Source organism: Pseudomonas sp. TH32 (genome assembly GCF_016650855.1).
Classification (GTDB): Bacteria; Pseudomonadota; Gammaproteobacteria; order Pseudomonadales; family Pseudomonadaceae; genus Aquipseudomonas.
On record NZ_JAEKFA010000002.1, the window covers coordinates 4,518,212 to 4,540,136 of the forward strand.

15 protein-coding genes and 1 pseudogene are annotated in these 21,925 nt (G+C 62.2%); 8 read left to right on the forward strand and 8 right to left on the reverse strand.

From position 1 onward, the window contains the following. Positions 1 to 85: 85 nt before the first annotated feature. On the reverse strand, positions 86 to 1,669 hold the full coding sequence (locus tag JFV30_RS24350; RefSeq protein ID WP_010175060.1) for a peptide chain release factor 3: 1,584 nt from the start codon (positions 1,667 to 1,669) through the stop codon (positions 86 to 88). Positions 1,670 to 1,964: 295 nt separating this feature from the next. Here JFV30_RS24350 and JFV30_RS24355 point away from each other — a divergent pair, with 295 nt between their 5' ends. The 5 genes from JFV30_RS24355 to JFV30_RS24375 all read left to right on the forward strand — a co-directional run bounded on the left by JFV30_RS24355 (position 1,965) and on the right by JFV30_RS24375 (position 7,126). Beyond that, the gene (locus tag JFV30_RS24355) at positions 1,965 to 2,717 is read left to right on the forward strand and encodes an ABC transporter permease (RefSeq protein WP_233092015.1); all 753 of its coding nucleotides are present in this window, start codon (positions 1,965 to 1,967) and stop codon (positions 2,715 to 2,717) included. Between the two features lie 21 nt (positions 2,718 to 2,738). Beyond that, positions 2,739 to 3,632 (forward strand): glycine betaine ABC transporter substrate-binding protein, encoded by an 894-nt coding sequence (locus JFV30_RS24360; RefSeq protein WP_010175057.1) that lies wholly within the window; start codon positions 2,739 to 2,741, stop codon positions 3,630 to 3,632. A gap of 11 nt (positions 3,633 to 3,643) precedes the next feature. After that, a complete protein-coding gene (locus JFV30_RS24365; protein ID WP_010175055.1) occupies positions 3,644 to 4,297 on the forward strand; it encodes an ABC transporter permease in 654 nt (217 codons plus the stop codon). After that, positions 4,294 to 5,451 carry an osmoprotectant ABC transporter ATP-binding protein OsmV gene (locus JFV30_RS24370; protein WP_003215971.1) on the forward strand — a complete coding sequence of 386 codons (1,158 nt, stop codon included), beginning with the start codon at positions 4,294 to 4,296 and terminating at the stop codon, positions 5,449 to 5,451. Before JFV30_RS24365 ends, JFV30_RS24370 begins: the two co-directional genes overlap by 4 nt. Before the next feature lie 511 nt (positions 5,452 to 5,962). After that, on the forward strand, positions 5,963 to 7,126 hold the full coding sequence (locus JFV30_RS24375; RefSeq protein ID WP_201125380.1) for a type III PLP-dependent enzyme: 1,164 nt from the start codon (positions 5,963 to 5,965) through the stop codon (positions 7,124 to 7,126). Positions 7,127 to 7,176: 50 nt separating this feature from the next. On the opposite strand, the gene JFV30_RS24380 is transcribed toward JFV30_RS24375, so the two are convergent. Further along, the gene (locus JFV30_RS24380) at positions 7,177 to 7,926 is read right to left on the reverse strand and encodes a tetratricopeptide repeat protein (protein ID WP_201125381.1); all 750 of its coding nucleotides are present in this window, start codon (positions 7,924 to 7,926) and stop codon (positions 7,177 to 7,179) included. Between the two features lie 2 nt (positions 7,927 to 7,928). Then, on the reverse strand, positions 7,929 to 8,609 hold the full coding sequence (locus JFV30_RS24385; protein ID WP_010175048.1) for a Fe2+-dependent dioxygenase: 681 nt from the start codon (positions 8,607 to 8,609) through the stop codon (positions 7,929 to 7,931). A 219-nt stretch (positions 8,610 to 8,828) separates the two neighbouring features. On the opposite strand from JFV30_RS24385, the gene JFV30_RS24390 reads away from it, so the two are divergent. Continuing rightward, positions 8,829 to 11,123: a TonB-dependent receptor gene (locus JFV30_RS24390; RefSeq protein WP_201125382.1), complete on the forward strand. Its 2,295-nt coding sequence runs from the start codon at positions 8,829 to 8,831 to the stop codon at positions 11,121 to 11,123. Positions 11,124 to 11,258: 135 nt separating this feature from the next. Beyond that, on the forward strand, positions 11,259 to 13,784 hold the full coding sequence (locus tag JFV30_RS24395; RefSeq protein ID WP_201126237.1) for a PepSY domain-containing protein: 2,526 nt from the start codon (positions 11,259 to 11,261) through the stop codon (positions 13,782 to 13,784). 182 nt (positions 13,785 to 13,966) lie between these two features. Here the strand turns inward: JFV30_RS24395 and JFV30_RS24400 are convergent, their stop codons facing one another. The 3 genes from JFV30_RS24400 to JFV30_RS24410 form a co-directional block, all read right to left on the reverse strand. After that, entirely contained in the window at positions 13,967 to 16,381 is a 2,415-nt protein-coding gene (locus JFV30_RS24400) for a TonB-dependent siderophore receptor (protein WP_201125383.1), read from the reverse strand. A 78-nt stretch (positions 16,382 to 16,459) separates the two neighbouring features. Then, complete coding sequence (locus tag JFV30_RS24405) at positions 16,460 to 17,413, reverse strand: FecR domain-containing protein (RefSeq protein WP_201125384.1); 954 nt, start codon at positions 17,411 to 17,413, stop codon at positions 16,460 to 16,462. After that, positions 17,410 to 17,928, reverse strand: coding sequence for a sigma-70 family RNA polymerase sigma factor (locus JFV30_RS24410; RefSeq protein WP_201125385.1), 519 nt, complete (start codon positions 17,926 to 17,928; stop codon positions 17,410 to 17,412). The genes JFV30_RS24405 and JFV30_RS24410 overlap by 4 nt, the downstream gene beginning before the upstream one ends. Before the next feature lie 350 nt (positions 17,929 to 18,278). Between JFV30_RS24410 and JFV30_RS24415 the strand changes: the two are divergent. After that, positions 18,279 to 18,557, forward strand: a pseudogene (locus tag JFV30_RS24415) (endonuclease domain-containing protein); the annotation flags it as partial. A 61-nt stretch (positions 18,558 to 18,618) separates the two neighbouring features. Here JFV30_RS24415 and JFV30_RS24420 read toward each other — a convergent pair. Continuing rightward, positions 18,619 to 20,160: an alkaline phosphatase D family protein gene (locus JFV30_RS24420; RefSeq protein WP_201125386.1), complete on the reverse strand. Its 1,542-nt coding sequence runs from the start codon at positions 20,158 to 20,160 to the stop codon at positions 18,619 to 18,621. Between the two features lie 55 nt (positions 20,161 to 20,215). Continuing rightward, positions 20,216 to 21,925 (reverse strand): PTS fructose-like transporter subunit IIB, encoded by a 1,710-nt coding sequence (locus JFV30_RS24425; protein ID WP_201125387.1) that lies wholly within the window; start codon positions 21,923 to 21,925, stop codon positions 20,216 to 20,218.

Genomic DNA, 21,925 nt, shown 5'->3' on the forward strand with positions numbered 1-21,925 from the left:
GTTTTCGCCAATGAAACAAGCCGGATAGCAGCCAAAGAAAAAGGCGAAGCCATCACCGCTTCGCCCTCTCTTATATTGCCAACCCTTAGTGATGCTCGCGGGTCGCGCGGAATTTCACATCCGGCCAGCGCTCTTCCATCAACGCCAGGTTGACCCGGGTCGGGGCCAGGTAGGTCAGGTGACCACCGCCGTCGATCGCGAGGTTTTCCACGGCCTTGATCTTGAACTCTTCCAGCTTCTTCTTATCGCTGCAATCGATCCAGCGCGCGGAGTACACGGTGATCGGCTCGTAGGAGCATTCGACCTTGTATTCCTCTTTCAGGCGACTGGCCACCACATCGAACTGCAGCACACCGACGGCGCCGAGGATGATGTCGTTGCTGCGTTCCGGGAAGAACACCTGGGTCGCGCCCTCTTCTGCCAACTGCTGCAAACCCTGGCGCAGTTGCTTGGATTTCAGCGGGTCACGCAGGCGTACGCGGCGGAACAGTTCCGGGGCGAAGTGCGGGATACCGGTGAAGCCCAGTACTTCGCCTTCGGTGAACGTGTCACCGATCTGGATGGTGCCGTGGTTGTGCAAGCCGATGATGTCGCCGGCAAACGCCTCTTCCAGTTGCTCACGCTCGGAGGAGAAGAAGGTCAGGGCGTCGCCGATGCGCACGTCCTTGCCGGTACGCACGTGGCGCATCTTCATGCCTTTTTCGTATTTGCCGGAGCAGATGCGCATAAAGGCAATACGGTCGCGGTGCTTGGGGTCCATGTTCGCCTGGATCTTGAACACGAAGCCGGCAAACTTCTCTTCCACCGGCTCCACGGTACGCTCGTTGGCAACACGGGCCAGCGGCTTGGGTGCCCAATTGACCACGGCGTCCAGCACGTGATCGACACCGAAGTTGCCCAGGGCGGTACCGAAGAACACCGGCGTCAGCTGGCCGTCGAGGAATTCCTGCTGGTTGAACTCGTGGCAGGCGCCCTGCACCAGTTCCAGCTGGTCGACAAACCGGTCGTACTCGTCACCCAGGTGGGCGCGGGCTTCGTCGGAGTCGAGCTTCTCGATGATTTTCACATCGGTACGTTCGTGGCCATGGCCGGCGGTGTACACGATGATGTAGTCGTCAGCCAGGTGGTACACGCCCTTGAAGTCGCGGTAGCAACCAATCGGCCAGGTGATCGGCGCGGCCTTGATCTTCAGGACGGCTTCGATTTCGTCCAGCAGTTCGATCGGGTCGCGGATGTCACGGTCGAGTTTGTTGATAAAGCTGACAATCGGCGTGTCCCGCAAGCGGCAGACGTCCATCAGCGCGATGGTCCGTGGCTCAACGCCTTTACCGCCATCGAGGACCATCAATGCCGAGTCCACTGCCGTCAGGGTGCGGTAGGTGTCTTCGGAGAAGTCTTCGTGGCCCGGGGTGTCGAGCAGGTTGATCATGTGGTCGCGATACGGGAACTGCATGACCGACGTGGTAATGGAAATACCACGCTGCTTTTCCATTTCCATCCAGTCAGAGGTGGCATGGCGGTCGGATTTGCGGGATTTCACCGTGCCGGCTACCGCGATCGCCTTGCCCATCAGCAACAGCTTCTCGGTGATGGTGGTTTTACCGGCATCGGGGTGGGAAATAATGGCGAAAGTGCGGCGTTTCGCGACTTCGGCGGCCTGGTGGGTCATGGGAAATCGCCTGGCAGGTGAGTCAAAAAAGGGCGGCGAGTATAGCGCAAACCCGGGGTGACGGACCACCGTTCACCCCATTGGGGGTGGCTAATTGCTGCCAAGTATGGAACCTTTTAAAAGGTAGAGACGTCCACTCCCCTGCTACCGCACTCGTAACAGGGGCTGAAAAATCAGCAAGTTAGCCTGACGAGGCTGCGCTCATGGCTCGACCGCATACCGCGTTGCCGGTAGGGGCGAGCTGCTATTCGCGACCACATTCGCCGACAGCCAGGAATGGCATTGCCGCTCGGAAATGTGTTCGCCGACAAAAGAAAAAAGGAGTCCGCCTGTGGCTATTCGCTATGGCAAAGGGCTGATAGGAGGAGCGGTTGTCGTCGCTCTCCTGGCCCTGCTGGTCCACTGGATCGGCATCAACACGATCGAACTGTACCGCGACGATTTGTTGTTTTACCTGCAAGCTCACTTGATCCTCGTCCTTGTTTCGATGCTGGCCGCCCTGATCGTAGGGATTCCCGCCGGTATTCTGCTTAGCCGACCGAATATGGTCGGGCGCGCAGAACGCTTCATGCAGATCTTCAACATCGGCAATACCGTCCCTCCCCTGGCCGTACTGGCCATCGCCCTCGGTGTCCTTGGCATCGGCAGCGGCCCCGCGATCTTCGCGCTGTTCCTCGCCTCGTTGCTGCCCATCGTGCGCAACACCTATGAAGGCCTGAAAAACGTTCAAGGTTCCCTCAAGGAAGCCGCCGTCGGCATCGGCATGACGCCGCGCCAGGTGCTGTTTCGCGTCGAGCTGCCCAACGCCGTGCCGATCATCATCGGCGGTGTGCGCGTGGCCCTGGCGATCAACGTCGGTACCGCGCCCCTGGCGTTCCTGATTGGCGCCAACAGCCTGGGCAGCCTGATCTTCCCCGGCATCGCCCTGAACAATCAGCCGCAACTGTTGCTCGGCGCCGCGTGCACCGCGCTGCTGGCCTTGCTGCTCGACGGCCTGGTGACCATGGCCAGCCGCCTTTGGCTGGAACGCGGGTTGCGTCCGTCTTAAGGCTTTGGCAAAGGAATTCACATGAAAAAACTGACATTGATATTGAGCTGCGTCCTGCTGTTCGCAGGGTTTGCGCAAGCCGCTGAAAAACCGGTCATTCGCATCGGCGCCCGGGTGTTCACCGAACAGACCCTGCTGGCCGAAATCACCTCCCAGTACCTGCGCACCAAGGGTTACGACACCCGTGTGACCGGCGGCCTGGGCAGCAACCTGGCGCGCAGTGCCCAGGAAAGCGGGCAACTGGACCTGATCTGGGAATACACCGGCGTGTCGCTGGTGGCCTACAACCACGTCGACGAGAAGCTCGACAGCGAACAGTCCTACGCCCGGGTGAAAGAACTCGACGCGAAAAAAGGCCTTGTCTGGCTCTCCCCGTCGAAATTCAGCAACACCTACGCCCTGGCGCTGCCAGAGAACGTGGCCAAGGAATTCCCGCAGATCAACAGCATCAGCGACCTGACCAGCGCCCTGGCCGAGAAAACCAAGGGCACACGCTTGGTGGCCCTCGACACTGAGTTCGCCAACCGTTCCGACGGCATGGCCGGCATGGTCAAGCTGTACGACATGAACCTGACCCGCAAGAACACCCGGCAGATGGACGCCGGCCTGGTGTACACCGCGCTGCGTAATGGCCAGGTGTTTGCCGGTTTGGTCTACACCACCGACGGTCGCCTGAACGCCTTCAAATTGAAGCTGCTGGATGACGACAAGCATTACTTCCCGGACTACACCGCAGCCCCCGTGGTGCGTCAGGTTTACCTCGACGCTCACCCGCAACTGGCCGCCGACCTCAAGCCACTGGCTGCGCTGTTCGATGACGAAACCATGCGCCAGCTGAATGCGCGGGTCGATGTCGACCATGAAAGCCCGTCCGCTGTGGCCGCAGATTTCCTGCGCCAGCATCCGATCAACTAAGAGGAGAAGACATGGAATTCCTGAACGCCTTTTCCCATCTTGATTGGGCACTCGTCCTGCAACTGACCTGGCAGCACATCACCCTGGTCGGCATCGCAGTCATCCTGGCCATCGTCGTGGGCGTGCCCCTGGGCGTGCTGATGACCCGCTTCCCGACCCTCGCCGGCCCGTTGCAAGCCAGTGCCACGGTGCTGCTGACCGTGCCGTCGATTGCCTTGTTCGGCCTGCTGCTGCCGTTCTACTCCAAGTTCGGCCAGGGCCTGGGGCCGATGCCGGCGATCACCGCCGTGTTCCTCTACTCCCTGCTGCCCATCATGCGTAACACCTACCTCGCCCTCACCGGCGTGGAACCGGGCATCCGCGAAGCCGCCAAAGGCATCGGCATGACCTTCGGCCAGCGCCTGCGCATGGTCGAACTGCCGATTGCCGTGCCGGTGATCCTCGCCGGTGTGCGCACCGCCGTCGTCATGAACATTGGTGTGATGACTATCGCCGCCACCATCGGCGCCGGTGGCCTGGGTGTACTTATTCTGGCTTCCATCAGCCGCAGCGACATGTCGATGCTGATCGTTGGCGCCGTACTGGTCAGTCTCCTGGCCATCTTCGCCGACCTGCTTCTGCAATGGCTGCAACGCACGCTGACTCCAAAAGGACTGCTCAAATGATCGAACTTCAAAACCTGACCAAGACCTTCCAAAGCAACGGCAAGACCATCACCGCCGTTGATTCCGTAAGCCTGACCGTCAACGAAGGCGAGATTTGCGTATTCCTCGGCCCGTCGGGTTGCGGCAAGAGCACCACGCTGAAGATGATCAACCGCCTGATCAAGCCGACCTCCGGCAAGATCCTGATCAATGGCGAAGACACCACCGACCTCGACGAAGTGACCCTGCGTCGCAACATCGGCTATGTGATCCAGCAGATCGGCCTGTTCCCGAACATGACCATCGAAGAAAACATCGTGGTGGTGCCCAAGCTGCTGGGCTGGGACAAGCAGAAATGCCACGACCGCGCCCGCGAGTTGATGAGCATGATCAAGCTGGAGCCCAAGCAGTACCTGCACCGCTACCCGCGTGAGCTGTCGGGTGGCCAGCAACAGCGGATCGGCGTGATCCGCGCCCTGGCGGCGGATGCCCCGCTGCTGCTGATGGATGAGCCGTTCGGCGCGGTCGACCCGATCAACCGCGAGATGATCCAGAACGAGTTCTTCGAGATGCAACGCGCGCTGAACAAGACCGTGATCATGGTCAGCCACGACATCGACGAAGCCATCAAGCTGGGCGACAAGATCGCGATCTTCCGCGCCGGCAAGCTGCTGCAGATCGATCACCCGGACACCCTGCTGGCCCACCCTGCCGACGAATTCGTCAGCAACTTCGTAGGCCAGGACAGCACCCTCAAGCGCCTGTTGCTGGTGAAAGCCGAAGATGCGGCGGACAACGCGCCGTCGGTCAGCCCGGAGACGCCGGTGGCGGAGGCCCTGGAGCAGATGGACGAACTGGACCGTCGCTACGTGGTGGTCACCGATGCCGAGAACAAGGCGCTGGGTTATGTGCGACGTCGCGACCTGCATCGTCAGACCGGTACCTGCGGCCAGTACCTGCGTGAATTCAACGCCACGGCGGCGTATGACGAGCATTTGCGCATCCTGTTGTCGCGCATGTACGAGTTCAACCGCTCGTGGTTGCCGGTGATGGACGCGGAGCGGGTGTTCCTCGGGGAAGTGACCCAGGAGTCGATTGCCGAGTACTTGAGCTCCGGTAAGTCCCGCGGGGGCAAGACCAGTATTGTTTCGCCGGCCGAGACAGCACTGGCCTGATAAATCTGCTTCTGTGGCGAGGGGGCTTGTCCCCCGTTGGGCTGCGCAGCAGCCCCATTAACTCCCCGCGTTTTTTCAGACAAAAAGCGGTGGCAGGTTTTGGGGGCCGCTACGCAGCCCAACGGGGGACAAGCCCCCTCGCCACAAAAGCCCTCGCTAACCAGCAGTTTCCCATTCAAATTGCCCCATCGGGGGAACATCAATCCGTCATACCGGTCGGTTACATAAGTAGCTGCACGCGGCCTCACGACGAACGCGTGCAAAAACGCGACATTTTTAGTTGATCTATAGCCCCTCACGTCCTAAAGTTCGCGCCGAACGTCCATGCTGGAAACGATCCATCCGGCTCAAGTACTGACGACGAGACAGCAAGGCCAAGGGAAGCGGTTGATCCCATGGCCTTTTTGCTTTCGGCGACATGCCTTGGGAAGTAGGCGAACCAAAGTGGGGATACGGAGGACGTTCATTTGCACCCATTGATCAATTTAGTTTGCCAGTAGGAGTTCCCAGCATGTCGATCCAGGTCGAAGACTATTTCGCGCGCGCCACTTTTGACAAAATGAAGGCGTTCGCCGATACCCAGGAAACCCCGTTCGTGGTGATTGACACCGCGATGATCAGCCAGGCCTACGATGACCTGCGCGCCGGTTTCGAATTCGCCAAGGTGTACTACGCCGTCAAGGCCAACCCGGCCGTCGAGATCATCGACGTGCTCAAAGACAAAGGTTCGAGCTTCGACATCGCGTCGATCTACGAGCTGGACAAGGTCATGGACCGCGGCGTCAGCCCGGACCGTATCAGCTACGGCAACACCATCAAGAAATCCAAGGACATCCGCTACTTCTACGAGAAGGGCGTGCGCCTGTTCTCCACCGACTCCGAAGCCGACCTGCGCAACATCGCCAAGGCTGCCCCGGGCTCGAAAGTCTATGTGCGCATCCTGACCGAAGGCTCGACCACGGCCGACTGGCCGCTGTCGCGCAAATTCGGCTGCCAGACCGACATGGCCATGGACCTGCTGATCCTCGCCCGCGACCTGGGCCTGGTGCCTTACGGCATCTCCTTCCACGTGGGTTCGCAGCAGCGTGACATCAGCGTGTGGGACGCGGCGATCGCCAAGGTCAAAGTGATCTTCGAGCGCCTGAAGGAAGAAGACGGCATCCACCTGAAGCTGATCAACATGGGCGGTGGCTTCCCGGCCAACTACATCACCCGCACCAACAGCCTGGAAACCTACGCCGAGGAAATCATCCGCTTCCTCAAGGAAGACTTCGGTGACGACCTGCCGGAAATCATCCTGGAACCGGGCCGTTCGTTGATCGCCAACGCCGGGATCCTGGTCAGTGAGGTGGTATTGGTTGCGCGTAAATCCCGCACCGCCGTCGAGCGTTGGGTATACACCGACGTGGGCAAATTCTCCGGCCTGATCGAAACCATGGACGAAGCCATCAAGTTCCCGATCTGGACCGAGAAGAAAGGCGAGATGGAAGAAGTGGTCATCGCCGGCCCGACCTGTGACAGCGCCGACATCATGTACGAGAACTACAAGTACGGCCTGCCGCTGAACCTGGCGATTGGTGACCGGATGTACTGGTTGTCCACCGGTGCGTACACCACCAGCTACAGCGCGATTGAATTCAATGGCTTCCCGCCGCTGAAATCGTTCTACCTGTAAGCCGGCGGCAAACAAAAAACCCATGACGCGTCATGGGTTTTTTTGTGGGTTCAGGAAAGCTCGGCGGTGCGTCGCTGGTAGGCCACAGCCATCGCCCGAATCTGCGGGTCGTTGGCGGCAGACAACGCCTTGTGCGCCACACGCAAGAACTTCAGATTCCCGCCCGCCAGCGCCTTGCGCAGCCACTCCAGCGCCGCGTCGACCTGGCCGCGATCCGCCAACACCGCCGCATAACTGAACTGCCCGCGAAAATCCCCGCCTTGCGCCGACCGGCGATACCACGCCACCGCCGCCTCCAGATCCCTGGGGCAAAACTGCCCTTCTTCCAGATAACGCCCCAGCAGGTTCATTGACTTGGCATGGCCCAGTTCCGCTGCCTGTCGATAACACGCCAGCGCCAGGCCTTGGTCTTCGGCAACCCCGCGCCCGGTCGCCAGCAGGTTGGCATAGTTATACAACCCCCAATCCAAGCCGCCTTCTGCCGCCAGACGATATTCCCGTGCCGCCGCCACCGCATCCGCCGTGCAACCCCAGCCATGCTCCAGGCAACGCCCGAGCATGTTGCGCGCCATCCAGTGCCCGCCTTGGGCCGCGATGCGGAACCAGCGCACCGCCAGCGCTTCATCGCGCTCGATGCCACGCCCTTCCAGCAGGATTTGCCCAAGCAGCGCCTGGGCATCCACCACGCCCTCCTTCGCCGCGATCAAAATCGCCTGGGCGGCCCGCACCGGGGAGTCGTCGAGCATGCTCTGCAATTGCTCAACGTTGAGGATTTCTTCACGACGCAATAAAAAGCCCACGGTCAGACCTCAACCCAGCGGCGCAGCAGGTTGTGATAGGTGCCGGTGAGCTGGATCAGCGCCGGGTGGTCGGGCACGTCCCGGCTCAGTTGCTGGATCGCCCCGTCCATCTCGAACAGCAAGGTGCGCTGGCTGTCTTCGCGCACCAGGCTTTGGGTCCAGAAAAACGAGGCGTAGCGCGCGCCACGGGTCACGGCGTTGACCTTGTGCAGGCTGGAGCCGGGGTACAGCACCATATCGCCCGCCGGCAACTTGACCCGTTGCAAGCCGAAGGTGTCCTGGATTTCCAGCTCGCCGCCGTCGTAGTCGTCGGGGTCGCTGAAAAACACGGTGGAGGACAGGTCAGTGCGCACGCGCTCGTGACTGCCTTTGGACTGGCGCACAGCGTTGTCGATATGGAAGTCGAAACTGCCACCCGCCGTGTAACAGTTGAGCAACGGAGGGATGACCTTGTGCGGTAACGCCGCCGACATAAACAAAGGATTTTTCCACAGTCGATCGAGGATCGCCGCGCCGATTTCCTTTGCCAGCGGGTGGCCTTCCGGCAGTTGCAGGTTGTGTTTGGCCTTGGCCGACTGATGACCGGCAGTGATTTTGCCGTCTGCCCAATCGGCCTCCGCCAGGGCTTCGCGGATGCGCAGCACTTCCTCGCGAGAGAACAGGCCGGGAATGTGCAGCAGCATGGGGGCGTTACCTGAAAACAGTGAGGCGCCAATGGTAGTGATTCTTATTGACTGTGCACAACCCCACTCCCAGCCAAACGACGAACGAGATCGTAAAAACCGTAAGCAAAAAGTGTAAAGAACGTAAATTCAGTGCGAATAGTAATGTATCGCAATTGATATGAAGTCTTGTTCTCCCTATATTCCGCGGCCTCACCTCCTTGGGGAAAGGACACACTCATGCCGCGCACTTCGATAAAAACACCTGCCAGTTCACCACGCTTGCTGGCCTCGGCCATCGGCGTTGCCATCAGCGCCAGCGCTGCCGCCCAAATGGCGCAAGCAGCTGAAGACACCGAGCAGAAAGGCGAGCGCAACAGCATTTCCCTGGGGGCCACCAGCATCACCGGCCAGGAACAGGACAACACGTCCTACCAGGTCGAAAAAGCCTCTTCGCAGAAGTACACCGCGCCGCTGGTCGACACCCCGCGCTCGGTCACCGTGGTGCCACAGCAAGTACTCAAGGACACCGCTGCCACCTCGTTGCAGGATGCCTTGCGCACCGTGCCGGGGATTACCTTCGGCGCCGGTGAAGGCGGTAACCCCCAGGGCGACCGGCCGTTCATTCGCGGCTTTGACGCACAGGGCGACACCTACCTCGACGGCGTGCGTGACACCGGCGGCCAGAGCCGCGAGATCTTCGACATCGAGTCGATCGAAGTCAGCAAAGGCCCCAACTCGTCCTTCGGTGGTCGCGGGTCGGCCGGCGGCAGCCTCAACCTGGTCAGCAAGACGCCACAGGCGCGGGACTTCACCAACGGTGGTTTCACCTACGGCTCCGACCAGACCCGTCGCTACGTGCTCGACGTCAACCGTCAGTTCCTGGACAGTGCCGCGTTCCGCCTGAACCTGATGAGCCACGAACAGAACGTCGCCGGGCGTGACGCCGTCAACTACGACCGTTGGGGTGTGGCCCCGTCGCTGACCTTCGGCCTGGGCACCCCGACCCGCGTCAACCTCAGCTACTACCACATGGAAAGCAACGACCTGTCGGATTCGGGCATTCCGTATGGCTACAGCAACAGCGGCGCCAGAGCTGCCCATGTGCATGACAAACCCACCGACGGCGGCGACAGCAACAACTTCTACGGCCTCAAGGATCGCGACTTCCGCAAGACCCGCGCCGACATCAGTACGTTCTCCATCGAGCACGACCTGAACGACAACATGACGCTGAAAAACACCCTGCGCCATGGCAACACCGGCCAGGACTACATCGTCACCCAACCGGACGACAGCCAGCACAACGTCAATCAGTTCGGCACCGTGTGGCGGCGCGCGAACACTCGCGTATCCACCACCGAAACCACCACCAACCAGACCGACCTGTTTGGCAGCTTCCAGGCCTTCGGCTTCAAGAACACCTACTCCACCGGCCTGGAATTCACCGGCGAAGAAACCCGCTACAGCGGCTACACCGTCAGCCCGAACAGCAACCCCGGTTGCCCGGCGCCCGGCAAAGGTGGCCAGTGCACCTCGCTGGGTAATCCGAACCCGGACGATGCCTGGACCGGCAGCATTGCGCGCAACTACAACGGCACCAACACCAAGGCCACCAGCCGCGCCGCCTATGTATTCGACACCATCGAACTGGACCCGCAATGGCTGCTGAACGTTGGCCTGCGCTACGACACCTTCGACACCGTGGCCAACACCAATGCGGTGCCGACCGCCACCGTCAAGGCCCGCAGCAAAATCAAGAACGACAGCCAATTCTTCAACTGGCAGGCCGGCCTGGTCTGGAAGCCATTGGATAACGGCAGCATCTATGCCTCCTACGCGACCTCGGCCTCGCCTGCCGGCGGCCTGGTAGGCGAAGGCGCAGATGGCAACCCGCTGTCTGCCGGTGCCGCCACCAGCGACCTGAAACCCGAAGAAACCGTCAATTACGAACTGGGCACCAAGTGGGACCTGTTCCACGATCGCCTGTCCCTGACCGCCGCGGTGTTCCGCACCGAGAAGAAAAACACGCGGATCCTGGTAGACGCGCTGACCTATGAAAACGGCGGCGAATCCCGTGTGGACGGCCTGGAATTGTCCGCCAGCGGCAAGCTCACCGATCAATGGCAAGTGTTCGCCGGCTACAGCTACCTGAAAAGCGAACTGGTGGACCCGGGCTTGAACGGCCGGAACGGCGTCATCAGCGCGGGCTCCAACAAAGGCAACCAAATGCCCAACACGCCGAAGAACACCTTCAGCCTGTGGACAACCTATGACGTGACCCCAAAACTGACCGTCGGCGGCGGCGCATTCTATGTCGACGAAGTCTATGGCGATGCCGGCAACACCGTTTACGTGCCGTCGTACACCCGCTACGACGCCATGGCCAGCTACAAGCTGACCAAGAACGTGGACCTGCAATTGAACGTGCAGAACCTCACCGACAAGACCTACTACGACAAGGCCTACGCGGCACACTTCGCCAACCAGGCCGCCGGCCGCACGGCGATGCTGACCACCAGTTTCCATTTCTAAACCGATACAAATCACCGCACAAAACCCCACGCATCGGATGCGTGGGGTTTTTGCATGTAAAAAAGAATCTTTCTCGAATACTCGCGGCATAATGCGCGCCGTGAGCCACCTAACCTGATGACGAGGCCGTACGACGTGTTGAAGAAAACCCTGTTCCAGTTGCATTGGTTCTTCGGCATTACCGCCGGGCTGGTGTTGGCCTTGATGGGGATCACCGGCGCGACGGTGTCGTTCCAGGACGAAATCATCGAGGCGCTGAACCCGACCGTGTTGACGGTGGAAAAGCGTCCGGCCGGCGTACTGCCGCCCGTTGAACTGGTGCGCCTGCTGGAAGCCCGGGAAGGCAAAGTGGTGTCGATGCTCACGGTGCAACCCGACAGCACCAACGCCGCCAAGGTCTGGTTCACCCCGCCGCCCGGTGAACGCCGCGGCCAGATGCGCTACTTCGACCCGTACACCGGCGATTACCTGGGCGACCCGGTCGGCCAGGACTTCTTCGGCTTCGTGCTGCAACTGCACCGCTTCCTCGCCATCGGCGACACCGGCCGGCAAATCACCGGCGCCTGCACGCTGATCCTGGTGTTCTTCTGCCTCTCGGGCCTGTACCTGCGCTGGCCGCGCCAGGTGGCAAGCTGGCGCGCGTGGCTGACCCTGGACTGGCGTAAAAAAGGCCGCAGCTTCAACTGGGACCTGCACTCGGTGTTCGGCACCTGGTGCCTGCTGTTCTATCTGTTGGCGGCGCTGACCGGGCTGTTCTGGTCTTACGAGTGGTACAGCGACGGCATGACCAAACTGCTGTCCGACGCCCCGCAGAACGAACGGGTACGCAAACGCGGCCCGGCGCCGGGAGGCCCCGCGCCTGTGGCCAATTACGACGCGATCTGGAGCAGCATCTACAGCAACGCCGGGCCTGGCCTGAGCGGCTATAACATCCGCATGCCAGCGGTCGCCGGCCAACCGGCTACCGTCTACTACTTGCTGAAGACCTCGCCCCACGACCGCGCACTGAACCAGATCAACCTCGACCCGGCCACCGGCGAGGTCAAGTCCCATGAGACCTACGCCGGCAAAAGCTTCAAGGCACAGATCCTGACCAGCATCTATGCGCTGCACACCGGCAGCTACTTCGGCCTGCCCGGGCGGATCATCCTGACCTTCACCGCGCTGCTGATGCCGCTGTTCTTCATCACCGGCTGGCTGTTGTACCTGGACCGTCGCCGCAAGAAGCGCCAGGTGCGTGAGGCACGCAAAGGCCTGACCGACAACCACAGCGACGCGCCGGCCTGGCTGATCGGTTTTGCCAGCCAGAGCGGCTTTGCCGAGCAACTGGCCTGGCAGACCGCCGGGCAATTGCAGGCCGCCGGCTTGCCGGTGAATGTGCAGTCACTGGGCAGCGTCAGCGAAGAAGACTTGCGCCAGTCGAGCCATGCGCTGTTCGTGGTCAGCACCTTCGGCGACGGCGAAGCCCCCGACAGCGCCCGTGGTTTCGAGCGCAGCGTGCTCGGCCAGGACCTGTCCCTCAAGGGCTTGAACTACTCGGTGCTGGCCCTGGGAGACCGTCAGTATCAACACTTCTGCGGCTTCGCCCGGCGCCTGCATTTCTGGTTGACCAACCAGGGCGGCAACCCGCTGTTCGCCCCGGTGGAAGTCGACAGCGGCGACACCGATGCGCTGCTGCACTGGCAACAACAACTGGGCCAACTGACCGGCCATGCACCCGCCGCAGCCTGGGCCACCGCGACCTATGAAAACTGGACGCTGAACCAGCGCACCCTGCTCAATCCCGACAGCAGTGGCTCCGGCGTCTATCTGCTTGGGCTCGCCCCGCCCGCCCCCCGGGATTGGCTGGCCGGTGACCTGGTGGAAGTGCTGCCGCGCAATTGCCCGTGGGCCATCGAGCATTTCCTCGAAGGCCTGGGGCTGGCCGGCAGCGAAGGTGTCGTCATCGACGGCCTGGCACAGACCCTCGACCAGGCGTTGGCCAGCCGCCAACTGCCGGACAATCGCGCGCATCTGGTGGGCCTGCATGCCCAGGCGCTGGTCAATGCGCTGGTGCCGTTGAGCATGCGCGAATACTCCATCGCCTCGATCGCCAGCGACGGCGTGCTGGAACTGATCGTGCGCCAGGAACGTCACGCCGACGGCGGCCTGGGCGTGGCGTCCGGCTGGCTGACGGAACATGCGCCGATAGGTTCGGCGATCAGCCTGCGCCTGCGACGCAACAGTGGCTTCCACCTGCCGACCGCGCCGGTACCGATGATTCTGCTGGGCAACGGCACCGGCCTGGCCGGGCTGCGCAGCCTGCTCAAGGCCCGGATTGCCGACGGCCAGCAGCGCAACTGGCTGCTGTTTGGCGAACGCAATATCGCCCACGACTACCATTGCCAGGACGAGCTGCAAGGCTGGTTGGCCAGCGGCGACCTGGCGATGCTGGACCTGGCGTTTTCCCGGGACCAGGCCGAAAAAATCTACGTTCAGGACCGCCTGCGTGAGTCGGCGGATGTGCTGCGTAAATGGATCGCCGAGGGCGCAGCGATATATGTCTGCGGCAGTCTGCAGGGCATGGCGGCGGGTGTGGATCAGGTGCTGCACGATGTGCTGGGCAGCGAGGCGGTTGAGCGGTTGATCGAGCAGGGCCGCTATCGCCGGGATGTTTACTGAGCTAACGGCGAACGCTCTAGTTGTGGCGAGGGAGCTTGCTCCCGCTGGGTTGCGAAGCAACCCCAAAACCAAGCAACCGAGGTCTTGCGGGAAGTACAGAGATGGCCTTGTTGGGGCTGCTGCGCAGCCCATCGGGAGCAAGCTCCCTCACCACAGGAAGCCCGCTCGCCTTGGGTATTCGGTTACCAGCGATACGTCGCTGAGGCCACCGCCGTACGCGGGTTGCCGAACAGGCACCGGGTAGCGTCGTAGCAACCGGAGATGTACTGGTCGTTGGTCAGGTTGGTGACATTGAGCACCAGCTTCCACGGCCCGGTCTGGTAGTGCGCCGATGCATCAAACACCGTATACGACGGCACCTCCAACGAGTTGTCCGCCGCCCCCGGGTTGGCCCCGACATAGCGCACACCCGCGCCCACCCCGAAGTTCTTCAACACCCCATCACGCAAGGTGTAGTCCGCCCACAGCGACGCCATGTTGCGCGGGATCGGAATGAAGGTTGGCGTCTTGCCCTCGCTGACGTCGTTGGCCTTGGTGATCTTCACATCCTGATAGGTGTAGCTGGCGATCAGGTCCAGCTCACGGCTCAGGCTGGCCGTACCTTCCAGCTCAAACCCACGAGAACGGATCTCGCCGGTCTGCACGTTGAAGTTAGGGTTCAGCGGGCTCGGCGTGGTCACATTGCTTTGGGTGATCTGGAACACCGCCGCAGTGACCGAGGCGTTGCTGTTCCTGGGGCTGAACTTGATCCCGGCTTCGTACTGCTCGGCTTCGGTGGGGTCGAAGGGTTTGCCGTTGGCATCGATCCCCGAGTTCGGCGTAAAGCCGGTGGAATAACTGGCATACGGCGCCAGGCCATTGTCCGCCACATACACCACGCCTACCCGGCCACTGAGGGCCTCGTCCTTTTGCTCGACGTGAGTACCGGACACATGCTCGCTGGTTTCAGAGCTGGCCCAGTCATAGCGACCGCTCAGGGTCAGGCGCCAGTGATCATCCAGCTTGAGCTGGTCCTGCACATAGAGGCCGGTCTGGCTCAGCGTCGAATTCGGACGGTAACGCGAGCTTTGCTGCGGGTCGTTGAACACCGAAGGATCGAACGGCACGAACACCGGGTTGTAGAGGTTCAACGAGGGTGCGGCGGCGGCCACGTCACGCCCGCTGCTGTTCTGATGCTGGTAATCCAGGCCGATCAACAGCGTCTGATCGATGCCTGCGGCAGTGAAATCAGCCTGGGCCTGGTTGTCGACCGTCCAGCGCTTGTAGGTGAAATCGTCGATCTCGGCGGCGCGGGAAATGGTGGTCAGGGAACCGGGTTCAAAACCGGTGCCGTAGATCATATTGTCGTCCAGATCCAGGCGCGAATAGCGCAGGTTCTGCCGCACTTGCCAGGTGTCGTTCAGGCGCTTGGAGAATTCGTAGCCCAGGGAAAACTGCTTCTTCTCGTACTTCTGAAAGGCCTTGTCGGCGGGGAACACGTCGCGACGGATATGCCCGTTGGGGTTGAAATTGATGGTCCCGGCGGCCGGGTAGAAACCGTCGCCGGAGTTGCTGTCGTCATACAGCCAGGACGCCAACAGGGTCAGGCGCGTGTCGTCGTCCGGCTGGAAGGTCAGGGACGGTGCCAGGGACTGGCGCTTGTCCTGCCACGGCGTGTCCTGAATGTTCTGGTCACGCAGCACGCCCACCATGCGGTACGACCACACGCCCTGCTCGTCCAGCGGCCCGGTGCTGTCGAAGCTGATTTGCTTGCGCGCATCGGTGCCGTATTGCACTTGCACTTCATTGGCGGCCACGGTGCTCGGGCGCTTGGACACCTGGTTGATCACGCCACCCGGATCGCCCTGGCCGTAAAGCACACCGGCGGGCCCGCGCAGCACTTCAACGCGCTCGAGCATGTAAGGGTCGACCATCCAACTGGCGAGGTTGGTGGTGGTCGGCAGTTGCAGGCTGTCCAGGTAGGTGGTCGGCGAGAACCCACGAATCACTGTGTACCAGTCGGAGCGGTTGTTGGCACCGTAGCTGGAAACCCCCGGCGTATAACGCAGCGCCTCGTTCACCGACTGCACGCCCTGAGCCTCCAGACGTTCGCGGGTGATCACCGAGATCGACTGCGGGGTTTCATGGATCGGCGTGCCGGTCTTGGTGGCGCTGATGCTGCGTTGGGCGACATAGCCGTCGACTTCGCCGAAGGTTGTTTGATCGGCCTCCGGCGCGGTGATCGACAGGCTGTCGAGTTGCAATTTGCCGTCGCCTTGGGGGATCACCTGCAAGCGATAGGTCGCACCGGCCTGCACGGCTTCCAGTCCGCTGCCGGCCAATAAACGCGCGAGGGCGATGTCCAGGCTGTAGCTGCCGTCCAGGCCTTGGGTCTGCTTGCCACGGGTCAGCGCCGGGTCGAACGCCTGGGCCACGCCGGCTTGCTCAGCCAGCGTGCCCAGGGCCACGCCCAGCTCGCCGGCCGGGATGTGGAAGGCTTGCACACGACTTTGCGCGCTCGATGAGGGGGCAGCCGCAGCCGGCAGCACACTGCCGGCGAGGAAGATCGGAAACAGCGCAGCCGCAAGCGGATGCAGCCAGACAACAGGGCGGGTCATGGAGGCAATTCCTGGAAGTTGTTGGGTTTTCCCAGGCCATGACGGGTGAAAACGCTGGAGGGACAGTGAGCGCTGAATTTATTTTTCTGCCTTGACCAGCACCAGCCAGTCGGTAAAGCGTTGCAGGCGAATCGGCAGGCTGGTCTGCAACGCGTTGAGCGCAGCGTCGGTGTTGTCCAGCGGGAACGAACCGGAGACCCGCAAACCGACCAACGCCTGGCGGTCGTAATGCAGCACGCCACGGCGATAGCGGGCCAGTTCATCCAGCACTTCCAGCAGGGGCCGGTCGTCGACTTTGAGTACGCCACGGGTCCAACTGGCCGGGTCGGCATTGCCGATGGTTTGCAGGCCTTCGACGTGATCGGCGTACAACGTCGCCTGCTGCCCGGCGGCCACCCGCGCCGGGGTGCTCGACGGTGATGCCGGCTGGGCGGCGATGGCCGACTCAAGCACGGTGACGCGGGTCTGGCCGTCTTCACGGCGCACCAGGAAGCGCGTGCCCAAGGCAGTGACCGTGCCCTGCTCGGTGCGCACCACAAACGGTCGTTGCGGGTCCTTGGCCACCTCGACCCACAGCTCTCCGCGGCGCAGGTCGATCAGGCGGCGCTGGCCGTCGAACTCGATGTCTACCGCCGAATCGCTGTTGAGCTGCAACTGGCTATGGTCTTCCAGCATCATGTTGCGGCGTTCACCCACGGCGGTACGCTGGTCGGCCAGCCACAGCGGCGCCTGGCGCACGCCTTGCCAGGCGACACTCGCAGCGATCAACAGCACCAGCGCGGTGGCCACGCGCGCATGACGACTGGGCGCCAGCACCCGTTCCAGGGTCCTGCGTGAACGGGACGCCGGCAGACCCTCGAAACGCCCCCACAGGATCTCCAGCCGCGACAAGGCCAGGGCATGGCCGGGGTCGGCGTCGCGCCAGGCATCGCAGGCCTGGCGTTGGTCCTCACTGGCTTCACCGGAGTGCAGCAACGACAGCCACTGCGCAGCGGCGGCGACATGTTCGGGTGTGGGTTCGCCGGCGTTCATGGCGTTGCGTACATCAGGGTGTAGCAATGCACCATGACCTGGGCGATGTACTGCTTGATCATGCTTTTCGACACACCCAGGTGCTCGGCGATTTCGGCGTGGGTCCAGCCGTCGAGGCGGTTGAGCAAAAAGGCGCGGCGGGGTTTTTCGGCCAGGCCTTCCAGCAGGCGCGCCACTGACTCCAGCAGCTCGAGGAGCTGATGCAGTTCTTCGGGGCTGATGGCGGCGGCGTCGGCGCTTTCGTGGGCGAGCACTGCCAGGTAGGCGCGTTCCAGCTTGCGCCGGCGCTCGCTGTCGATCAGCAGGCGGATGGCCGTGGTGGTGAGGAAGGCCCGGGGTTCTTGCAAGCGCTCGGGTTCGGCCAGGGTCAGCAGGCGGATGAAAGTGTCCTGGGCCAGGTCCGCCGCGCGCTGGGAACAACCGAGTTTCTTACGCAGCCAATTGTGCAGCCAGCCGTGATGGTCGCTGTAGAGCAGGCCGAGCAGGCGGTTACGTGGGGATTCGAGCAACGGCATCTCAGGGGTGGGGCTGCTGAAAGTTGGCGGGCATGGGGGCATCCTGGAGGGGGCGAACCTACATGAATGCGAATATATTTCATTTGGTAACAAGAGTCACTAAGGTGGCTCCGCTGGCGATGCACGGTTTTAGATCGCCTCCCCTCACCCTAACCCTCTCCCCAAGGGGTGAGGGGACCGGCCGAAGTGTGCGCAGATAATGTTCGACCTGAAAGATTGAGGCGATTAGGGATTCAGAGCAGAGCGTTCACGTCGCAAAATGTCTCGAATATTCCCGGTCCGGTCCCCTCTCCCCTCCGGGAGAGGGCTAGGGTGAGGGGTGGCTCTTAAACTCACACTGGACGTGAACCATGCCCATCCGCCCTTCTCCCGCCCTACGCCAATTCGCCCGGCACCTACGCCTCAACCAAACCGACTGCGAACTTATCCTCTGGCAAAAACTACGCTCCCGCCAACTCGCCAACCTCAAATTCCGCCGCCAATATCCCTACCCGCCCTATATCCTCGACTTCTTCTGCATCGAACAAAAACTGGCAATAGAACTCGACGGCGGCCACCACTACGACGCTACCCAAACCGCCTACGACCAACGCCGCACCCGCTACCTCAACCAACAAGGCATCCACGTCCTGCGCTTCAGCAACCTAGACATCCTGCACAACCTGGCAGGCGTCCTCGAACACATCCTGCTCATACCGGCTGCAGCTTCTGCTCAAACACCGACACCCCATCCAGGTCCCGCAAAATCACCGTCAGCTCCGCCGTCTGCCCATCAATCTGCACCTCGCCGAAAAACTGGAACCCGGCAAACGGCGAGCTGTTCTGCACCGTCGGTGCCTTCTCGAACACCACTTCCGGGCCAAAGGTTTTATCCAGCGGATTAGGCCCGAAGCTCCCGGCATTCAGCGGCCCGGCGACAAACTCCCAGAACGGCTCAAAGTCCTGAAACGCCGCCCGGTCCGGGTGGTAATGATGGGCGGCGCAGTAGTGCACATCCGCCGTCAGCCACACGTGGTTACGCACCTGCTGCGCCCGCAAAAACCCGAGCAATTCGGCGATTTCCAACTCGCGCCCCTGGGCCGGGCCCGGGACACCGTTGGCGATTGCCTCCCAGCGCGGCACGCCGGGGCTCACCTCGCCGTCGGGCACCCCGAGGCCGATCGGCATGTCGGCAGCGATGACTTTCCACTGGGCCTGGGAGGCCTTCAATTCGCGCTTGAGCCAGTCCAGTTGCTCACGCCCCAGGAAGGTTTTTTCGCCACCCAGGTTGTCGTCGTTCGGCCCGCGATAACTGCGCATGTCCAGCACAAACACATCCAGCAGCGGGCCGTAGCTGAGCTTGCGATAGATGCGCCCGCCCTGGTCGGCGCTTTGCCGGCGCATCGGGGAATATTCCAGCCAGGCCTGGCGTGCGTGGCCCACCAGGGTGTTGATGTCCCGGGTCTTGTAGCGCTCATCCAGCTGCTTGCTCGGCGACCAGTTGTTGATCACTTCGTGATCGTCCCACTGCCAGATCTGCGGCACTTCGGCGTTGAAGCGGCGCACGTTTTCATCCATCAGGTTGTAGCGGTAGTTGCCACGGTATTCATTCAGGGTTTCGGCGACTTTGCTTTTGGCTTCGGTGGTGATGTTGCGCCAGATACGCCCGTCTTCGGTGGTCAATTGGGCGGGCACCGGGCCGTCGGCGTATATGGTGTCGCCGCTGTGGATAAAAAAGTCCGGCAGGCGCAGGCGCATGGCTTCGTAGATGCGCATGCCGCCGATGTCCGGGTTGATACCGAAGCCCTGGCCGACGGTGTCGCCGCTCCACACGAAGCGGATGTCCCGGCGCTGTTGCGGCACGCTGCGCAGGTGGCCGAACCAGGGTTCGCTGGCCACACCGGTCTGGGCGTCTTCGAAGTGCACACGGTAGAAAATCGCCTGGTCGACGGGCAGGCCGGTGAGTTCGACACGGGCGGTGAAGTCGGTACGGCTGTCGGCCAGGGGCGAGACGAATTTGCGCGGGTTGCTGAACACGCTGCGGGTGTCCCACTCCACCACCATCCGTGCCGGGCGGTCGCTGCGGCTCCAGATCATCGCGCGGTCGCCCAGCAGGTCGCCGGACTGCACGCCGTCGGTGAGCTGCGGGCGGTCCTTGACCGAGGCGATCACCGCCGGCGCGAGGCCCGGTAGCAACAGGCCGGCGCCGACGGCTTGCATCACGCGGCGACGGCCGAGGTTGAAGTGGCTCATGCAGGTTCCCTCTTGAGCAGCAAAAGGGAAACTTAAGCATGAAGGGATGAACGGGTTATGACACCGGCGCGACCGTCAGCTCGACCACTTCGGGACGCTTGATCAAGGCATACACCACCGCCGTCAACAAACTCCCCGCCACAATCGCGAACAGGTACAGCAGCGCATGGTTGATCGCATTCGGGATCAGCATCACAAACAGCCCGCCATGGGGCGCCATCAGCTTGCAGCCGAAATACATCGACAGCGCACCGGTCAGCGCGCCACCGGCGATGCTGGCCGGGATTACCCGCAGCGGGTCCTTGGCGGCAAACGGAATCGCGCCTTCAGAGATAAAGCACATGCCGAGGATCAGCGCCGCCTTGCCGGCTTCGCGCTCGGTCTGGGCGAACTTGCGTCGTGCCAGCAAGGTGGCGATGCCCATGCCAATCGGCGGCACCATACCGGCGGCCATGGTCGCGGCCATCGGCGCGCCGCTCTGGGCCGCCAGCAGGCCGACGGAAAACGCGTAGGCCGCCTTGTTGATCGGCCCACCCAGGTCGACGCACATCATGCCGCCCAGCAAGATGCCCAGCAGCACGGCGTTGGTGGTGCCCATGGTGCTGAGGAAATCCGTGAGGCCGGTGAGCATCTGCGCCACCGGCGGTCCCACCAGGTAAATCATCGCCAGGCCCGTGAACAGGCTCGCCAGCAACGGGATGATCAGGATCGGTTTGAGGGCTTCCAGGCTCTGTGGCAAGCGGATCGCGCGGCTGATGAATTTGACGCAGTAGCCAGCCAGGAAACCGGCGAAGATCCCGCCGATAAACCCTGCACCCAAGGTGCTGGCCAGCAGGCCGCCGATCATGCCGGGCGCCAGGCCCGGACGGTCGGCAATCGAATAGGCGATGTAGCCTGCCAACAGCGGAACCATCAGCATGAAGGCCTGGTCACCGACAGTTCTCAGCGCGGCGGCCAGGGTGCCTTTTTCTTCAAAGGCATGAATGCCGAACACGTACGACAGGGCGATCAGCAGACCGCCCGCCACTACCATCGGCAGCATGAACGACACGCCGGTAAGCAGGTGTTTGTAGACACCAGTCTTTTCCGGCTTGGCAGCGCCACCGCTGGCGGCGGACTCCTGCTTGGCTTCGGCCAGCGCCTTGTTGAGAGTCGCCTCCGATTGCTTGAGCGCAATCCCGGTGCCACAGCGATAGATTTTCTTGCCGGCAAATCGCTCGGTGGCGACTTCGATATCCGCCGCCAGCAGCACCACGTCAGCGTCACGAATCGCCTCCGGGCTCAGCGGCGTTCGGGCGCCTACCGAACCCTGGGTTTCCACCTGCAGGTCATACCCCAGGCGCTTGGCGGTTTGCTGCAAAGCTTCGGCAGCCATGAAGGTGTGGGCGACGCCGGTCGGGCACGCGGTGATCGCAACGATACGCGGCGTGCTTTTAGCCGGAGCCGCTTCAGCCACCTGCACCTGAGCCTCTTCGGCCCCGCGACGCAACACCGCTTCCACATCCTGCAACGCCTGGGCCGGCGTGCTGCGGAATACGCGCTTGCCGACAAAACGCTGCATATCCACCGGGGTGCTGGTGACCAGCAACACCCACTCGGCGGCTTCAAGGGTGGCCGCCGACAACTGGCGTTCCGGGTGTTGCACGTCGACCACTTCGACGCTGGTGCTCCAGCCCTGACGTTGTGCGGCGGCGTCCAGCAAGCGGGCGCACAGCACGCTGGTGACCATGCCATTCGGGCAGGCAGTAACAATGGCTAACTTCAT